Source organism: Devosia sp. J20-27 (assembly GCF_055808595.1).
Genome location: NZ_CM147875.1, coordinates 1,777,062 through 1,793,143 on the forward strand (window position 1 = coordinate 1,777,062; position 16,082 = coordinate 1,793,143).

At 65.3% G+C, this 16,082-nt stretch carries 15 protein-coding genes; 12 read left to right on the forward strand and 3 right to left on the reverse strand.

The features are described from left to right. Positions 1 to 13: 13 nt before the first annotated feature. The gene (modA, locus tag AC0L4C_RS08740) at positions 14 to 760 is read left to right on the forward strand and encodes a molybdate ABC transporter substrate-binding protein (RefSeq protein WP_473403245.1); all 747 of its coding nucleotides are present in this window, start codon (positions 14 to 16) and stop codon (positions 758 to 760) included. A 6-nt stretch (positions 761 to 766) separates the two neighbouring features. Next, on the forward strand, positions 767 to 1,450 hold the full coding sequence (modB, locus tag AC0L4C_RS08745; RefSeq protein ID WP_473403246.1) for a molybdate ABC transporter permease subunit: 684 nt from the start codon (positions 767 to 769) through the stop codon (positions 1,448 to 1,450). Here modB and AC0L4C_RS08750 read toward each other — a convergent pair. Then, a complete protein-coding gene (locus tag AC0L4C_RS08750; protein ID WP_473403247.1) occupies positions 1,447 to 1,872 on the reverse strand; it encodes a hypothetical protein in 426 nt (141 codons plus the stop codon). The genes modB and AC0L4C_RS08750 overlap by 4 nt on opposite strands. A 170-nt stretch (positions 1,873 to 2,042) precedes the next feature. On the opposite strand from AC0L4C_RS08750, the gene AC0L4C_RS08755 reads away from it, so the two are divergent. The 6 genes from AC0L4C_RS08755 to AC0L4C_RS08780 all read left to right on the forward strand — a co-directional run bounded on the left by AC0L4C_RS08755 (position 2,043) and on the right by AC0L4C_RS08780 (position 8,775). Further along, entirely contained in the window at positions 2,043 to 2,942 is a 900-nt protein-coding gene (locus AC0L4C_RS08755) for a LysR family transcriptional regulator (protein ID WP_473403248.1), read from the forward strand. A gap of 19 nt (positions 2,943 to 2,961) precedes the next feature. Continuing rightward, positions 2,962 to 4,704 carry a HoxN/HupN/NixA family nickel/cobalt transporter gene (locus AC0L4C_RS08760; protein WP_473403249.1) on the forward strand — a complete coding sequence of 581 codons (1,743 nt, stop codon included), beginning with the start codon at positions 2,962 to 2,964 and terminating at the stop codon, positions 4,702 to 4,704. An 84-nt stretch (positions 4,705 to 4,788) separates the two neighbouring features. Then, positions 4,789 to 5,805, forward strand: coding sequence for a ferrochelatase (gene hemH / locus AC0L4C_RS08765; RefSeq protein WP_473403250.1), 1,017 nt, complete (start codon positions 4,789 to 4,791; stop codon positions 5,803 to 5,805). Between the two features lie 102 nt (positions 5,806 to 5,907). Further along, the gene (locus AC0L4C_RS08770; protein ID WP_473403251.1) at positions 5,908 to 6,918 is read left to right on the forward strand and encodes an SPFH domain-containing protein; all 1,011 of its coding nucleotides are present in this window, start codon (positions 5,908 to 5,910) and stop codon (positions 6,916 to 6,918) included. A gap of 16 nt (positions 6,919 to 6,934) precedes the next feature. After that, complete coding sequence (locus AC0L4C_RS08775) at positions 6,935 to 7,384, forward strand: NfeD family protein (RefSeq protein ID WP_473403252.1); 450 nt, start codon at positions 6,935 to 6,937, stop codon at positions 7,382 to 7,384. Positions 7,385 to 7,494: 110 nt separating this feature from the next. Next, positions 7,495 to 8,775, forward strand: coding sequence for an outer membrane beta-barrel protein (locus AC0L4C_RS08780; RefSeq protein ID WP_473403253.1), 1,281 nt, complete (start codon positions 7,495 to 7,497; stop codon positions 8,773 to 8,775). Here AC0L4C_RS08780 and galU read toward each other — a convergent pair. Continuing rightward, positions 8,772 to 9,650 (reverse strand): UTP--glucose-1-phosphate uridylyltransferase GalU, encoded by an 879-nt coding sequence (galU, locus tag AC0L4C_RS08785; protein ID WP_473403254.1) that lies wholly within the window; start codon positions 9,648 to 9,650, stop codon positions 8,772 to 8,774. The genes AC0L4C_RS08780 and galU overlap by 4 nt on opposite strands. Positions 9,651 to 9,745: 95 nt before the next feature. Between galU and galE the strand changes: the two genes are divergently transcribed. The 4 genes from galE (at position 9,746) to AC0L4C_RS08805 (ending at position 14,309) form a co-directional block, all read left to right on the forward strand. After that, positions 9,746 to 10,732 (forward strand): UDP-glucose 4-epimerase GalE, encoded by a 987-nt coding sequence (gene galE, locus AC0L4C_RS08790; RefSeq protein WP_473403255.1) that lies wholly within the window; start codon positions 9,746 to 9,748, stop codon positions 10,730 to 10,732. Positions 10,733 to 10,762: 30 nt separating this feature from the next. Then, positions 10,763 to 11,971 (forward strand): lytic murein transglycosylase, encoded by a 1,209-nt coding sequence (locus tag AC0L4C_RS08795; RefSeq protein WP_473403256.1) that lies wholly within the window; start codon positions 10,763 to 10,765, stop codon positions 11,969 to 11,971. 52 nt (positions 11,972 to 12,023) lie between these two features. Beyond that, on the forward strand, positions 12,024 to 13,265 hold the full coding sequence (locus tag AC0L4C_RS08800; protein ID WP_473403257.1) for an SGNH/GDSL hydrolase family protein: 1,242 nt from the start codon (positions 12,024 to 12,026) through the stop codon (positions 13,263 to 13,265). Between the two features lie 69 nt (positions 13,266 to 13,334). Beyond that, positions 13,335 to 14,309, forward strand: a complete 975-nt coding sequence (locus tag AC0L4C_RS08805) for a zinc-binding dehydrogenase (RefSeq protein ID WP_473403258.1) — start codon at positions 13,335 to 13,337, stop codon at positions 14,307 to 14,309. 351 nt (positions 14,310 to 14,660) lie between these two features. Here AC0L4C_RS08805 and AC0L4C_RS08810 read toward each other — a convergent pair whose 3' ends face one another. After that, complete coding sequence (locus AC0L4C_RS08810; RefSeq protein ID WP_473403259.1) at positions 14,661 to 16,079, reverse strand: glutamate synthase subunit beta; 1,419 nt, start codon at positions 16,077 to 16,079, stop codon at positions 14,661 to 14,663. Between the last annotated feature and the right edge of the window lie 3 nt (positions 16,080 to 16,082).

The window sequence follows — 16,082 nt, forward strand, 5'->3', positions numbered from 1 at the left end:
GCACGGTCTGGATATGTTCAGGCATACATATCGATTGATGGTCTTGCTGCTGACGGTGATGGCCGCCAGCCCGGCACTGGCGGCCGATGTGACCGTCGCCGTCGCTGCCAATTTCACCAAGGCAGCAGAGGATCTGGGCGCCGCGTTCAGGGCGCAGACATCCTACAGCGTGGATTTCAGCTTCGGGGCCACGGGCGCGCTTTACACGCAGATTTCGCAGGGCGCGCCGTTTGCGGTGTTTCTCGCAGCCGATGACAGTCGTCCGGCGCGTGCAGTGGCCGAGGGACTGGCCATCGAGGGCACAACGTTCACCTACGCCATCGGCCAACTGGTGCTCTACGGCCCCGGGATCGACGTCAGCGACGGCGCGGGTGTGCTGGCGGGCGGGGCGTTCGCCCATCTTGCCGTCGCTGACGCGCAGACGGCACCCTATGGCGCCGCAGCGCAGCAAGTGCTTGAGCGGCTCGGCCTGCGCGACGCGCTGGCGGACCGGCTGGTGACCGGCAACAGCATCAGCCAGACGCTGCAGTTTGTGCAGAGCGGCAATGCCGAGCTGGGGTTTGTGGCCTTGAGTCAGGTGATCGGCGAGCCGCCCGGGCGTGTCTGGCTTGTGCCGCCCGCGCTCCATGCGCCGATCCGGCAGGATGCGGTGCTGCTCGCCGAGGGAGCGGGTAAGCCGGCGGCGGAGGCCTTCGTCATGTTCCTCAAGAGCGATGCGGCGCGGCAGATCATGGCGCGCCACGGCTACGGCGCGGAGTAGCGGCTGATGCTGAACATGGGCGAGATCTGGCAATCGGTGAGCCTGACGCTGTTTCTGGCAGGCATCGTCACGCTGCTGCTGATCGGCATCGGGACGCCGATCGCCTGGTGGCTGGCGCGGTCGCCGGCAAAGTGGAAAGAGGCGGTAGCGGCCGTGGTGGCGTTGCCGCTGGTGCTGCCGCCTACCGTTCTCGGCTTCTATCTGCTGATTGTGCTCGGACCCAGCGGGCCGGGCGGGGCGCTGGCAGGGCTCTGGGGCGCACGGACGCTGGCCTTTTCATTCGAGGGGCTGGTCATCGGCTCGGTGATCTACTCGCTGCCCTTCATGGTGCAGCCGCTGCGCAATGCCTTCGAAGCTATCCCGGCCGAACCGCTGGACGCTGCCGCGACGCTCGGGGCGGGGCGATGGCAGACCTTTATGGCGCTGGAGGCGCCGCTGGCCCGGGCCGGCTATCTCACCGGCGCCGTGCTGACTTTTGCCCATACGGTGGGGGAGTTCGGTGTGGTGCTGATGATCGGCGGCAATATCCCCGGCAAGACCAAGGTGCTCTCTATCGCCATCTACGATTATGTCGAACGGCTCGAATGGGGCAGCGCCCATGTCCTGGCGCTGGGCATGGTTGTCTTCGCCTTCGTCACCATCACCGCGACGATGCTGATCGACAGGCGGATCGGACGGGTGGCGGGCTAGAGACGCAGCAGTTCGACGAAGCGGCCCAGCTGCTTGCGCAGTTTCTTGGCCTGCTTGTGCGGCAGTTCGCCGACGAGGGCTTCTTCCAGCTCGGTCCAGGTGTGGGCGAGGATTTCGCGGATGCGTTCGCCGCGTTCGGTCAGGGCGAGGCCCGGGACCAGGGCAGGCCCGGTAGCCTGGCGGGTGATCAGGTCGCGCTCGATCAGTCGCTCCAGCCGCGGCGACAGCGCCTCGAACGGGATGCCGATCTCGTTGGCCAGTTCCTCTTCGGAGGCGCCCAGCTTGTCGTGCAGCATGAACAGCACGGCATCGTCGCCCGGTTCCAGCCCGCGCTCTTTCAGCGGCACCAGCAGGGCCTTGTGGATCAGCTGGCCAGCTTCGATCAGGCGATAGAGCGTGGAACGGGACTTGGTCTTGGACATGTAGTCGAAAATAGCCTTGTCTCCGGTGCTTTGCGATAGAGCAAATATCCTATCGTTAATCCGGGCGAGACCAAGGGGCGACATTGTTCGTCTTTTGCAGATGAGTTATGCGTCTGGCAATGGTGCGGATGTCCGCGACACCTCGCACCGGACCGATAGAGGAGAGACGCTTGAGTCAGGATCTCGCCCGTATCCGTGCGTTTGTGCAGGTCTTCGATGCGGGGGGCTTTTCGGCCGCGGCGCGGCAGCACGGGCGATCCAAGGCGCTGCTCTCCAAGAACGTCACCGATCTCGAGGACTATCTGGGCGTGCGGCTGATGAACCGGACGACGCGCAAGCTGTCGCTGACCGAAGCGGGCGAGGCCTATTATCGCGAGGCCAGCCAGTTGCTGCAGCAGCTCGACGAGCTCGATGCCACGATTTCCGACCAGACTGCCGAGCCGCGCGGCCTGGTGCGCATTTCGGCGCCGCGCAATCTCGGCGAAACGACGCTGGCGCCGGCGATTTTCCAGTTCATGGCCCGCAACCCGATGATCAGCATCGATCTGCGGCTCGAGGACCGCTATGTCGATCTCGTCGACGAGGGCATCGACGTGGCGCTGCGGATCTCGACGATGATGGATTCCTCGCTGATTGCCCGCAAGATCGCGGACATCCGGCACATCATCTGCGCGGCCCCGTCGCTGATCAAGGAACATGGGCTGCCCAAAACACCGGAGGGGCTGCGCGGCCTGCCCTGCGTCATCGATTCCAACATGGCCGGGCAGGCCAACTGGCGCTTTGCCGAGGGCGGCAAGATGGTGTCGGTGCATGTGGCCGGGCCGGTGCGGGTCAATTCGCCGGTGGCCGCGATGCAGGCGGCGGCGGCCGGCCTTGGCTTTGCCGTATTGCCTACCTACCTCGCCGATCCATTGATCGGCGCTGGCCGGCTGGTCACGGTCCTGGGCGAGCACATGCCCGAAGGACCCAGCCTGACGGCCGTCTATCCGCACCGCCGGCATCTCGCCGGCAAGGTGCGGGCGCTGATCGATCATCTGGTGGACTGGTTCGCGCAGAACCCGGTCCGGTAACTCGGGGCATATGTCGGCTTTGCGTTTTCTCCTCCCTATCGCCCTTGTCGGCGGCCTGCTGGCAACGCCGGCACTGGCGCATCCGCACATCTTCATCGATGCCAGGGCGACGGTGGTGTTCGACGATAGCGGCGCCGTCACCGAGGTGCGCAACGAATGGAGCTTCGACGAGGCATTCTCGGCGTGGTCGATCGAGGGGCTGGACGTCAACAATGACGGGGTGGTGAGCCGCGAGGAGCAGCAGGAGCTTGCCAATCAGGACATGGACGGACTAGCCGAGTACCAGTTCTATACCTATGCCGGTGCGCCGGGCGACGAGACCAATGTCGCGCTCGAGCGTGGCGTCGATCCGACACGCGACTATGTCGACGGCCACACGATCCTGCGCTTCGGGGTGAAACTCGCGCAGCCCTACCAGATGGGCCAGGGTCTCGAACTGGCGATCAACGATCCCGAATATTACGTTGCCATCACCTTTGCCGACGCCGACGCGGTGACGCTTGAAAACGCGCCGGCCGATTGCGTCGTGACGATGCAAGCGGGCAAGGAACTGTCGCCCGAATTGCAGGAGATGATCGGCGCCTTGCCGGCAGACGTCACTGAACTGCCGCCGGAGCTGGCGGTGGCGATGCGTGGCGTGCAGGGCGCCATTCTGATCACCTGTCCGCAAACCGGCAACGACGCTGTCGCTCCGCAGCCCGCCGCTCCGGAGGCAGCAACAGCGCTCGATGCGGCCACGCAGGTTGCAGAGTTGCGACCGGCCAAGCCGTTCGGCGGGCCGCCGCCGGAGCCGGGCCTGATGATGCCGCGCGACGGCATTCTGGGCTGGGTGAACCAGCAGCAGCGTGACTTCTACGAGGCGATGAACGCGGCACTCGGGGCGCTGCGCAGCGACTGGACGGCGTTCTGGGTGCTCGGCGGACTGAGCTTTCTTTATGGCGTGTTCCACGCCGCAGGGCCCGGCCACGGCAAGGTGGTGATCTCGTCCTATGTGCTGGCCAACGAGCGGCAGGTGAAGCGCGGCATTGTGCTCAGCTTAGCGGCAGCGATGCTGCAGTCACTGGTGGCCATCAGCTTCGTGGTGGTGGCCGCGATGCTGCTCAACATGACGTCGATGGCGATGGACAATGCCGCCACCTGGATCGGCATCGTGTCCTATGGTCTCGTGGCGCTGCTGGGGCTGTGGCTGATCGCACGCAAGCTTTTCGGCTGGGGGCATCATCACCATCATGAGCCGGTGCCGGCAGGCAAGGCGCACACCGTCGCGCATACCGGCGCGGCCGGCCATGCGCTCAACCGCGGCCAGTTCAGCGTCGCCGACAAGTTCCAGAAGGGGCCGGATGCGTTCGGACGGATGCCGGGAGACGCGCATTACGGGCACAGCCACGGCGATGACGAGGGGCACGATCACGGCCATCACCATGTGGTTACTGCCGACCAGGTGCGGGGCGACTGGCGCGAACAACTGGGCGTGGTGCTCGGCGTCGGCCTGCGGCCGTGTTCGGGCGCGCTGGTGGTGCTGGTGTTTGCGCTGAGCCAGGGGCTGCTCGCTGCCGGGATCGTGGCCGTGCTGCTGATGGGGCTGGGGACGTTCATCACCGTGGCGGTGCTGGCGAGCCTGGCGGTGGGGGCCAAGGGTCTGGCACGCCGCCTGCTCGGCACCGAGGGCAGCTTTGCCAGAGGTCTGGTCTGGTGGGCCGAACTGCTGGGCGCCATGCTGGTGTTTTCGTTCGGGGCGATCCTGCTGCTGGCCAGCCTCTAGCCGCGACATGGCTGCACTTGCACTGCCGGGCGGCGCGGGTATGGTGCGCCACGCTGCCGAAACGCGACCGAATTGCAGGCTTTCATGACCGCACAGCTGCCGCCCGATCACCCGCCCGTCCTGCCGCCGAAGATCGGCGTGCTGCTGCTCAACCTGGGCACGCCCGATGCCACCGATTACTGGTCGGTGCGGCGCTACCTGTCGGAGTTCCTGTCCGACCGGCGGGTCATCGAGACCAATCCGGCCATCTGGCAGCCGATCCTGCAGGGCATCATCCTGTCGGTGCGGCCGCAAAAGAGCGGCGAGAACTACGAGCGCATCTGGGACAAGCAGGCCGGCGACAGCCCGCTGCGGGTCATTACCAAGCAGCAGACCGCGGACCTGCAGAGCCGACTGGGGTCGGGGGTGATCGTCGATTACGCCATGCGCTACGGCAATCCGTCGACCAGGTCGCGGCTGGAGGCCCTGCAGAAAGCCGGCTGCCAGAAAATCCTGCTGGCGCCGCTTTATCCGCAATATTCTGCAACGACGACGGCGACGGCCAACGACAAGGCGTTCGACGCGCTGAAGAAGCTGCGCTGGCAGCCGGCGGTGCGGACCCTGCCGGCCTATTTCGAAACCCCGGCCTATATCGCGGCGCTGGCGCGCAGCATCGACGAGGGCGTCAAGGCCCTGCCGTTCGAGCCCGACGTGGTGATCACCTCCTACCACGGCATGCCGCAGCTCTACCTGGAGCGCGGCGACCCCTATCACTGCCAGTGCCTGAAGACGACGCGGCTGGTGCGCGAGCATCTGGGCTGGCCGAAGGACCGGCTGATGGTGACGTTCCAGAGCCGGTTCGGGCCGACCAAGTGGCTGCAGCCCTATACCGATGCGACGCTGATGGAGTTGGGCAAGCAGGGCAAGAAGGTCGCCATCCTGGCCCCGGCCTTCTCGGTGGATTGCATCGAGACGCTCGAGGAGATCGCCATCACCGGGCGCGAGCAGTTCGAGCACGCGGGGGGCAAGGACTACGCCTATATCCCGTGCCTCAACGATTCGCCGGGTGGCATGGATATGGTCGAGGCGGTGGTGCGGAACGAGCTCGCGGGCTGGCTGTAGCGAAAAAATCCGGGCTCTCCCCCAAGCTTTTCCCGCCGGGCGGCGTCCCATGTTGCGCGGGGGGAGACCCGCGCATACATCTAGCGGGCAGGTGCCGGCCGCATGGTCCACGGCATCACAGGGGAGAAGATCATGGATTTCGGGCTCGACGGTGGCAGCATTACTCTCGTCGCACTTGGCGTACTGGCTCTGCTGGTGCTTTTCGCCGGCGCCAAGACGGTGCCGCAGGGGTATAATTTCACAATCGAGCGCTTCGGCCGCTACACGCGGACACTGAAGCCGGGGCTCAATCTGATCGTGCCGTTCATTGACGGCGTCGGCAAGCGCATCAACATGATGGAGCAGGTGCTCGACGTCCCGCACCAGGAGGTCATCACCCGCGACAACGCCTCGGTGACCGCCAATGGCGTGACCTTCTACCAGATCCTCGATGCGGCCGCGGCGGCCTACGAGGTGACTCATCTCGAGAACGCCATCCTCAACCTGACGATGACCAACATCCGTTCGGTGATGGGTTCGATGGACCTCGACGAGCTGCTGAGCAATCGCGACGAGATCAATACACGGGTGCTCAAGGTGGTGGATGCCGCCGTGTCGCCATGGGGTCTCAAGATCACCCGCATCGAAATCAAGGACATCGATCCGCCCAAGGACCTGGTGGAATCGATGGGCCGGCAGATGAAGGCCGAGCGCGAAAAGCGCGCGCTGATCCTCGAGGCCGAGGGCAAGCGGCAGGCCGCCATCCTGCAGGCGGAAGGCGCCAAGCAGAGCCAGGTGCTGGAGGCCGAGGGCCGGCGCGAAGCGGCATTCCGCGATGCCGAAGCGCGCGAGCGCGCCGCCGATGCCGAAGCCAAGGCAACCGAAGTGGTGAGCAACGCGATTGCCACGGGCAGCGTGCAGGCGATCAACTACTTCGTCGCCAACAACTACATCAAGGCGCTGGAAAGCCTCGCCAAGTCGCCCAACCAGAAGATCCTCATGCTGCCGGTCGAAGCATCGAGTGTTATCGGCGCCATTGGCGGCATTGCCGAAATCGCAAAAGAGACGTTTGGCGGCGGCACTCCGGCGCAGCAGCGCAGTTCGTCGCGCCCGCCCTCGACCAACAACCAGTAACCGAGGGAGGTGATCGATGGATCTCATCAACCTTATCGGCCAGTATGGCGGCTGGTCGTGGCTGGTGGCAGGCTTCGTGCTGCTGGCGCTCGAACTGGTGGTGCCGGGCGGCATCCTCGTGTGGATGGGTGGCGCGGCCGTTGTCACCGGCATCCTGGCGCTCCTGGTGCCGGCGATCGGCTGGCCGGTGCAGTTCGTCATCTTCGGCGTCTTGGCAGTGGTCTCGATCTTCGTCTGGCTGCGGATCAAGCCGCATGGCGAGGTCACGGACCGACCGTTCCTCAACCGCCGGGCTGAGCGCTTCGTGGGGCAGGAAGTGGTGCTCAACGAACCGATCCGTGACGGCTTCGGCCGGGTGTCGCTGGGTGATACCATCTGGCGGGTGCAGGGGCCGGACCTGGCTGCCGGGCAAAGAGTGCGGATTATCGATGCCGAGGGCGCCGTGCTGAAGGTCGAAGCCGCCTGAGAGGCGCGACGAGGAAGGCGGCAATGCTGCCTTCCTGCCCCTGGGCAATTGTTCCTTAACCATAAACTGCAAGGATTCATTAGCGCCGTCGTGGCGCTGGAGTTCTTGCCGTGACCGATTGCCAACCCCGCCAGATGCTTGCCGTTGCTGCAGCGCTCGCCGTGGTGCTGGCGAGCGGTGCGGCGCTGGGCGGCGAGTTCAACCCGCTGGGCGATGGCTCGTCCACCAACAATGCCGACCTGCTGCGCGACCCGTCGACGGGCTGCGAGAACTGCCAGACCTTTGCCCCGCATGAGTGGGATGTGCCGCCCTTCAAGCTCGACTGGAGCCTGTCGCTGCGCGGCGCCTATGTGCGCAACAGCACCGGCGAGAGTTTTGAAGCGCTGGCAGTGCCGTCGGTCAGCCTGCAGCACGACTTCCTGCGCGGATCCTTCACGTTCAACGGCGCGGCCGAACTGTCCCGCTCGACCGTCGAGGAAACGCGGATCAATGCGCTGCGGCTAGGGGCTGCCGGAAACTATCAGGTCAACGACGCCCTAGGGCTCAGCGGCGCGGTCAATCTCGCGCTGGTGACGCCGAGCGCGACGACCACGGGCTATCCGGCGACGACGGTTTCGGCCTCGCAGCAGATCAGTGGCGACGCCGAGGGCGCCGTGACCTACGATTTCGGTCTGGTGACGACGACGCTGAGCGGCACTGCATCGCGTTCGGTCTACGGGCCGACGACGCTGTCGGGCGGAGCGGAGGTCGACAACAGCGCCAACAACAACTGGCAGGCCGGGGGCGGGCTGCGCATCGGCTACAAGGTGACGCCGATCCTGACGGCCTTTGTCGATGGCAGCGTTGGCTACCAGTTCTACGACGTGGTGGCGCCCAGCTATGGCGTCAAACTCGACGCGACCGACTACGCACTGCGGGGCGGTATTTCCGCCAAATGGAGCGACGTACTGGAGGCGGAGGCTTCTGCGGGCCTCGGTCTGCGGACGTTCACCTATGGCGCGGCGCCCGACTTCGTCAGTCAGCTCTATGATGCCTCACTGACATTCAGGCCGGACGAGACGGTCACGGTGCGGGGCGGGCTGTCGACCTCGGTCGGGGCTCCTGGCCCCAATGCCAGCGGCGCAGCGCGCATCGCCTACGTGGCGACCGGCGACGTGGACTACATGGTCAATCCCTGGCTCAAGCTGCGGGCCGGGGCGAGCTACAGCTACGCCATCTTCTCGGACAGCGCGACGGTCGAAACCGGCTATGGCGCAGGCGTCGGTGCCGACTATCTGCTGAACGAGAACATGTCGGTCAGCGGCGACTATGATTTCAGCTCGACGACCGGTGCATCAGGCACGGCGGCCGAAGAGCACCGGGTGACGATGGGCGTGACACTCAAGCGCTAGCTGCTCGCCATCGCGGCTTCGACTTCCTTGCGGAAGTCATCGGCGAGATCGGGCCGGTCGAGCGCGAACACGACATTGGCGGTCAGGAAGCCGATCTTTGAGCCGCAGTCGAAGACGCGGCCATTGTACTTGACGCCGGTAAACGTCTGCTGGCGGATCAGCACCTGCATGGCATCGGTGAGCTGGATCTCGTTGCCGGCGCCGCGCGTCTGCTCGGAGAGGATCGAGAAAATCTCGGGCTGCAGGATGTAGCGACCGGAGATGAAGAGGTTGGACGGCGCATCGGCCGGCTTGGGCTTTTCCACCATACCGGTGATCTTGAAGCCGGAATCGGGGCCTTCGCCGCGGGCGACGATGCCGTAGCTGGCGGTTTCGGCCGGATCGACCTCCTCGACGCCGATGATATTGCCGCCGGTTTCCTCGTAGGCGTCGATCATCTGCTTCATGACGCCCGGCTTGGCGCGGAACACCATATCGGGAAGCAGCAGGGCGAACGGCTGGTCGCCGACCAGTTCGCGGGCACACCAGACGGCGTGGCCGAGGCCGAGCGGCTCCTGCTGGCGGGTGAAGCTGGTCTGGCCGGCGGAGGGCAGATCCTTCTGCAGTTCCCTGAGCGCATCGACCTTGCCGCGCGACTCCAGCGTCTGCTCGAGTTCATACTGGCGGTCAAAGTGATCCTCGATGACACCCTTGTTGCGGCCGGTGACGAAGACAAGGTGCTCGATGCCGGCCTCGCGGGCCTCATCGACGGCATACTGGATGAGCGGCCGGTCGACGACCGTCAGCATCTCCTTGGGCATTGCCTTGGTAGCGGGCAGGAAACGTGTACCGAGTCCGGCGACGGGGAATACAGCAGTTCTGACGCGCTTGGGCAAAGTTGTCTCCGTAGGGGTCAATTTTGACGCTAAGGCTATCTAAACACCTCAACTTTAGCATTCGCGCAATACTCAACTCCAGACGAGGTTACCGCATGGCCGTCATGGTGACAGGTGGCGCAGGTTATATCGGCAGCCATATGGTGCTGCGGCTCGCCGATGCGGGCGAAACAGTGGTCGTTCTCGACAACCTGACGACCGGCTTCGACTGGGCGATCGACCATCGCGCGACGCTGGTCCAGGGGCATGCCGGGGATCTCGAGTTTGTCCGCAAGGTCCTGCGGGATCACGATATTTCTGAGATCATCCATTTTGCCGGATCGATCGTGGTGCCGGAATTGGTGACGGACCCGCTGAAGTATTACGGCAACAACACCGCCACCTCGCGCAGCCTCATCGAGGCCGCGGTGGCCGAGGGGGTCAAGCACTTCATCTTTTCGTCAACGGCCGCCGTCTACGGCATGACCGGACTGGCGCCGGTGGTCGAGGAGACGCCGCTGCAGCCGATGTCGCCCTACGGGCGGTCCAAGCTGATGACCGAGTGGATGCTGCAGGACGTCGCGGCGGCGCACCCGCTGACCTACGGGGTGCTGCGCTATTTCAACGTCGCCGGCGGCGATCCGCAGAAGCGGTCGGGGCAGTCGACGCCGCTGGCCACGCACCTGATCAAGGTGGCGGCACAGACAGCGCTGGGACAACGGCCGAAGATGGACATTTTCGGCACCGACTTCGACACGCCCGACGGCACCGGCGTGCGCGACTATATCCACGTCACCGACCTGATCGAGGCGCACTGGCTGCTGCTGGGCTATCTGCGGCAGGGCGGCGCCAGCACGACGCTGAACTGCGCCTATGGCCAGGGCTATTCGGTGCGCGAGGTGATCAATACCGTCAAGACGGTGTCGGGCGTCGACTTCCGCGTCGACGAGGCGCCGCGGCGGGCGGGCGATCCGGCCTCGATCACGGCGACTGGCGAGAAGGTGCGGGCAACGCTCGGCTGGGTGCCCCAACATGACGATCTCACCGAAATCGTCACCCATGCCTATGAGTGGGAACGCTATTTGGCCACACGGAACCGCTAGGCGCTTCCCGACGTGAAGAGGGAGGTTTCGATGATCCGGCTTGTGGTTCTGGGTTTGCTGCTGGCTTTGGCATCGCCGACGATGGCGCAGCCGGTGGAGTCGTTTGCGGCCTTTCTCACGCATTTCGAGAGCAAGGCCGTGGCCGCCGGGGTCGATGCCGATGTCTACCGCCGCGCGACGGCGGGGCTGACGCCCGATCCGAACGTCCCCAATCTGGTGACCACGCAGCCCGAGTTCACCACGCCGATCTGGGACTATATCAACGGCCGGGTGAATTCGGGCCGGGTCAGTCGCGGCCAGGCGGCGATGGGCAAGCAGCAGGCGCTGTTCGATGCGACCGGCACGACCTATGGCGTCGATCCCTATATCCTTGGCGCCATCTGGGGCATGGAAACCGACTATGGCGCGGTGTTGGGCAACAGGAAGCTGATCCGGCCGATCATCCGCTCGCTGGCCACGCTGGTGCACCAGCGGCGCGGGCGGCTCAAGGAAGACGAAGCCGATTTCATCGCGGCGCTGCTGCTGGTGCAGCGCGGACCGCTCGATCGCGACACGCTGGTCGGGTCATGGGCCGGGGCGATCGGGCACCTGCAGGTCAACCCCTCCAACGTCATTGCGCATGGGCGCGATGGTGACAGCGACGGCCGCGTCGATCTGCACAATTCGCTGCCCGATGCGCTGGCAACCAGCGCCACGTTCCTGCGCGACCTCGGCTATCAGCCGGGGATCGACTGGGGGTTTGAAGTCGAGCTGCCCAAGGGGTTCGACTACCTGCTGGCGACGCGCGAGGAGTTGCGGCCGGTGCGGTTTTTTGCCGAGCGTGGCGTGACGCGGGTCAGGGGCCGCAATTTTGCCAGCCTCGACGAGCCGGTGTTTCTCTATGTACCTGCCGGGCACAATGGTCCGAAGTTCCTGATGACCCGCAATTATCTGGTGCTCAAGGGCTATAATTTCTCCGACAGCTATGCGCTGTCGGTGGCCCATATGACGGACCGGCTGAAGGGTTCGGGCGGGTTCGAGCAGTCGTGGCCGACCAGGACGAAATTCCCCAATCTGCAGCAGCGCAAGGCGATCCAGCAGGCGCTGATCGATCTGGGGCTCTACAAGGGCGCCGTGGATGGTCGCATCGGGCCGATCAGCCAGGCGGCCTATGCGCAGTTCCAGGCCAGTCGCGGCGAGATTGCCGACGGCTTCATCACGCTGGCCAGCTACGAGGAACTGGCTGCAGCAACGCGGTAGAGAACCCGTGAGGCACCTTATTTTCGGCCGCGTGTTGGGTTAAGTGTCGCATATGAAGAAGCGCAATCCGTTCCTCATCTGGATCATTGGCCTGGTGGTCGCGGCACTGGTTCTCACCGACATGCTGCCGATCATGGTATCGGCGCAGGAAGCGGCCATTACGTCCGTGCCGGTGCTGAACGCGCCGGCGGCGCCCGACCGGGTCCGCGTGGCGCAGGAACAGGCACCGCGCAAGCGCAAGACACTGATGGACCTGCTGTTCGGTGGCAATGACGATCAGCAGCCGGAAGTGCCGCCGGTGGTCGAAAAGCCCGTCGTGGTGCGGCCGAAAGCGGAACTGCCGCCGGCCAAGCCGAAGATCCCCAAGAACGATACGGCGGTGCGGCTCGCGGTATTCGGCGACTCGCTGGGCGTGGACCTGGCCCGGGCGCTGGATCGCTACTACGAGGAAGACCCCAATATCGCGATCATATCGCAGGCGGTGGGGGATACCGGGTTCGTGCGCAAGGATGTGCTCGACTGGAATGTGAAGGTGGCCGAGCAGATCGAGGCCAACAGCTTCGACATTGCGGTGTTCATCATCGGCATCAACGATCGCCAGAAGATGCGGCTCAACGATGTCAGCTATGGCTCGCTGTCGCCGGAATGGACCGTCGAGTACCAGCAGCGCGTCTCCGATGTGGTGGGCAAGCTGCGGGCCGCCAACAAGCCGACGATCTGGGTCGGGCTGCCGCCGATGTCGGGCGGCGCCTATGCCAAGACGATGGCCGGCATCAGCGAGATCCAGCGGCTGGCGGCGTTTTCGGGCGGGGCCGAGTTCCTCGACATCTATGAGCGGTTCGCCGACGAGGATGGGCAGTACACATCTTACGGTCCCGATCTCAACGGCAAGAATGTCCGCATGCGCAAGGATGACGGTATCCACTTCTCCTCGGCCGGCGCGGACAAGCTGGCCTTCTATCTGGCGCAGTCTCTGAGGCTCTATTATCGCGGCGCCGGTTCGGTCGGGCTCGAGGTGGCCGATCCGTTGCTCGGCACCGAGGCGCAGATGATGCTGCGGCCGCCATTCCAGGGGCTGGGGCAGATGCAATTGCTGGAAGTGGCCGGGGCGGTGATCTCGCTCACCCACTCGCAGCGGCGGGCGCTCGACCTGATCGTTGCCGATCCGGCGGTGGTGGAACCGGCAAGCTTTGACCGGCAGATGATGCTGGAGGCGCCCGTGGGGCGCGCCGATGCCTTCGGGGTCGGCAAGCTGCCCGATGCCGCTGTCGAGGAGACTGCCGCGGCGCAATAGCGCGTCGCCCTTTCAGAGCAAGGGCGTGCAGCCCATATGAGAGGACCATCGCAAACGAAGGTCTTCCCTATGCAAAGTGTCTACCAAGAGTCGTTCGGTTCTCCCTCCGAGGTGCTGAAGACGGGTAATCGTCCCGAGCCGCAGCCGGGCGCCGGGCAGGCGCGCGTGCGGCTGGTGATGTCGCCGATCCACAACCACGACCTGATGACCATTGCCGGCCGCTACGGCTACAAGCCGGCCATGCCCTATGTGCCGGGCACCGAGGCGCTCGGCGTGGTCGAAGCGCTGGGCGAGGGGGTGACCAACCTCAAGGTCGGACATCGGGTGGCGGGCGGCGCCTCGTCGGCCTGGGCCGAGACCTATCTGGTCGATGCGGCCCGCGCCGTGCCGGTGCCGGACAGTATCGGCGACGAGACCGCCTGCCAGATGGTGTCCATGCCGCTGAGCGCCAAGATGGTGCTGCACGTCATGGGGGCCAAGGCCGGCGACTGGGTGATCCAGAACGCGGCCAACGGCGCGGTCGGCAAGATGGTGTCGGCGTTCGCCGCCGAACAGGGGATCAATGTCGTCAGTCTGGTGCGCCGTGCCGCCGGCGTCGAGGAACTGGCGCGCCTCGGCATTGCCAATGTGGTGGCCACCGATGCGCCGGACTGGCAGCAGGCGGTGCGCGACCTCAGCAAGGGAGCGTCCATCGGCTTTGGCATCGACTCGATCGGCGGATCGGCCTCGGACGACATTTTTACCCTGATGGGCGAGGGCTCGACGCTCTATTCGTTCGGTGCGCTGACCGGCCAGCCGCTGCAGATTTCGGCCGCCAACCTCTTGTTCAAGCAGGCCCGGGTCGAGGGGTTCTGGCTGGGCAAGCTGCTGCAGACCACGCCGCCCGAACTGGTTGGCAGGATGGTCGGCGAGATCGTCGCCAAGGCCGCGTCCGGCGCACTCAAGCTCGATATCGGTGACCGGTTCCGGCTGGCCGACGCAGCCCAGGCAGCGGCGGCGTCGGGCGTGCCGGGACGTGCCGGAAAGATCGTGCTGGTGCCGTAGGGGGCGCCTCTCAGGCCCTGCCGACGCAGTACCTATGAGACCTCATGGTGAGCCTGTCGAACCACGAGGTCGGGAACAACCATCGGTGCCACGACCTCGTCCTTCGACAGGCTCAGGATGAGGTCTACTGGGACTCCGGCCGCTCGCCGACGCGCTTCACGGATTCTAGGTCAGTCTTCCCTCCCCCTTGAGGGGAGGGATCGAGGGTGGGGGGGTGGTTCAGTTAGCTGCCGATGGCCCCCCACCGCTATCCCCTCCCCTCAAGGGGCATGGGACCTGACTGCGGCATCCCGGCGTACAAACAAAAAAGGGGCGCCGTGGCGCCCCTTGCGTAAATCAGAGTGCCGTGGCTCAGCGCGGCAGGTCGGTGGTGCCCATCAGGTGCTGGTCGATGGAGCGGGCGCACTGGCGGCCTTCGCGGATGGCCCAGACCACCAGCGACTGGCCGCGACGCATGTCGCCGCACGAGAAGATCTTTTCCTTCGACGACTTGTACTGGATGGTATCGGCCAGCACGTTGCCGCGCTTGTCGAGATCGAGGCCGGCCTCCTTGATCATGCCGTCCTGGACCGGGCCGAGGAAGCCCATGGCGAGCAGCACGAGGTCCGCCTTGAGGACGAACTCGGTGCCGGGGATCGGCTGAAACTTCTCGTCGGCGCGGGCGCAGTGCAATTCCTTGACCTGGCCGCCTTCACCCTCGAAGCGCACCGTGGCAACGGCGAAGTCGCGGGTGACGCCTTCTTCCTGGCTGGAGGAGGTGCGCATCTTCATCGGCCAGTTCGGCCAGGTGAGGAGCTTGTTTTCCTTCTCGGGCGGGGCGGGCATGATTTCGATCTGGGTGACCGAAAGCGCGCCCTGGCGGTTCGAGGTGCCGATGCAGTCCGAACCGGTGTCGCCGCCGCCGATCACCACCACGTGCTTGCCGCCGGCAAGGATGGGGGTGACGTTGTCGAGCGGCTCGTCGGTGACGCGCTTGTTCTGCTGGCTGAGGAAATCCATGGCAAAATGGATGCCCTGCAGTTCGCGACCGGGGATCGGCAGGTCGCGCGGCTTTTCGGCGCCGCCCGCGAGTGCCACCGCGTCATACTTGGTGGTCAGTTCGTCGAGGGTGATGTCGTGGCCGACATGCACGCCGGTATGCAGCACAACGCCTTCGGCCTCCATCTGCTCGACGCGGCGGTCGATGACGGTCTTGTCGAGCTTGAAGTTGGGAATGCCGTAGCGCATCAGGCCGCCGATCTGGTTGGCCTTCTCATAGAGATGCACATCGTGGCCGGCGCGTGCCAGCTGCTGGGCGCAGGCCATGCCGGCCGGGCCCGAGCCGACGACGGCGACGGACTTGCCGGTGCGGTTCGGGTTGACCAGCGGCGTGATCCAGCCCTCGGCCCAGCCCTTGTCGACAATGGCGCATTCGATGGTCTTGATGGTGACCGGGGTGTCCGGCAGGTTCAGGGTGCAGCTGGCCTCGCAGGGCGCGGGGCAGATGCGGCCGGTGAACTCGGGGAAGTTGTTGGTCGAGTGCAGGTTCTTGAGCGCCTTGAGCCAGTCGCCGCGATAGACCAGATCGTTCCAGTCGGGGATCTGGTTGTTCACGGGACAGCCGGTGTGACAATACGGAATGCCGCAATCCATGCAGCGCGCCGCCTGTTCGCGCGTGCCTTCGTCGCCCAGCGGAATGACGAATTCCTGGTACGACTTCAGACGCTCGGGAACCGGCTTGTACTTGCGGTCGCGGCGGTCGATTTCGAGAAAGCCTGTGATCTTGCCCATTGT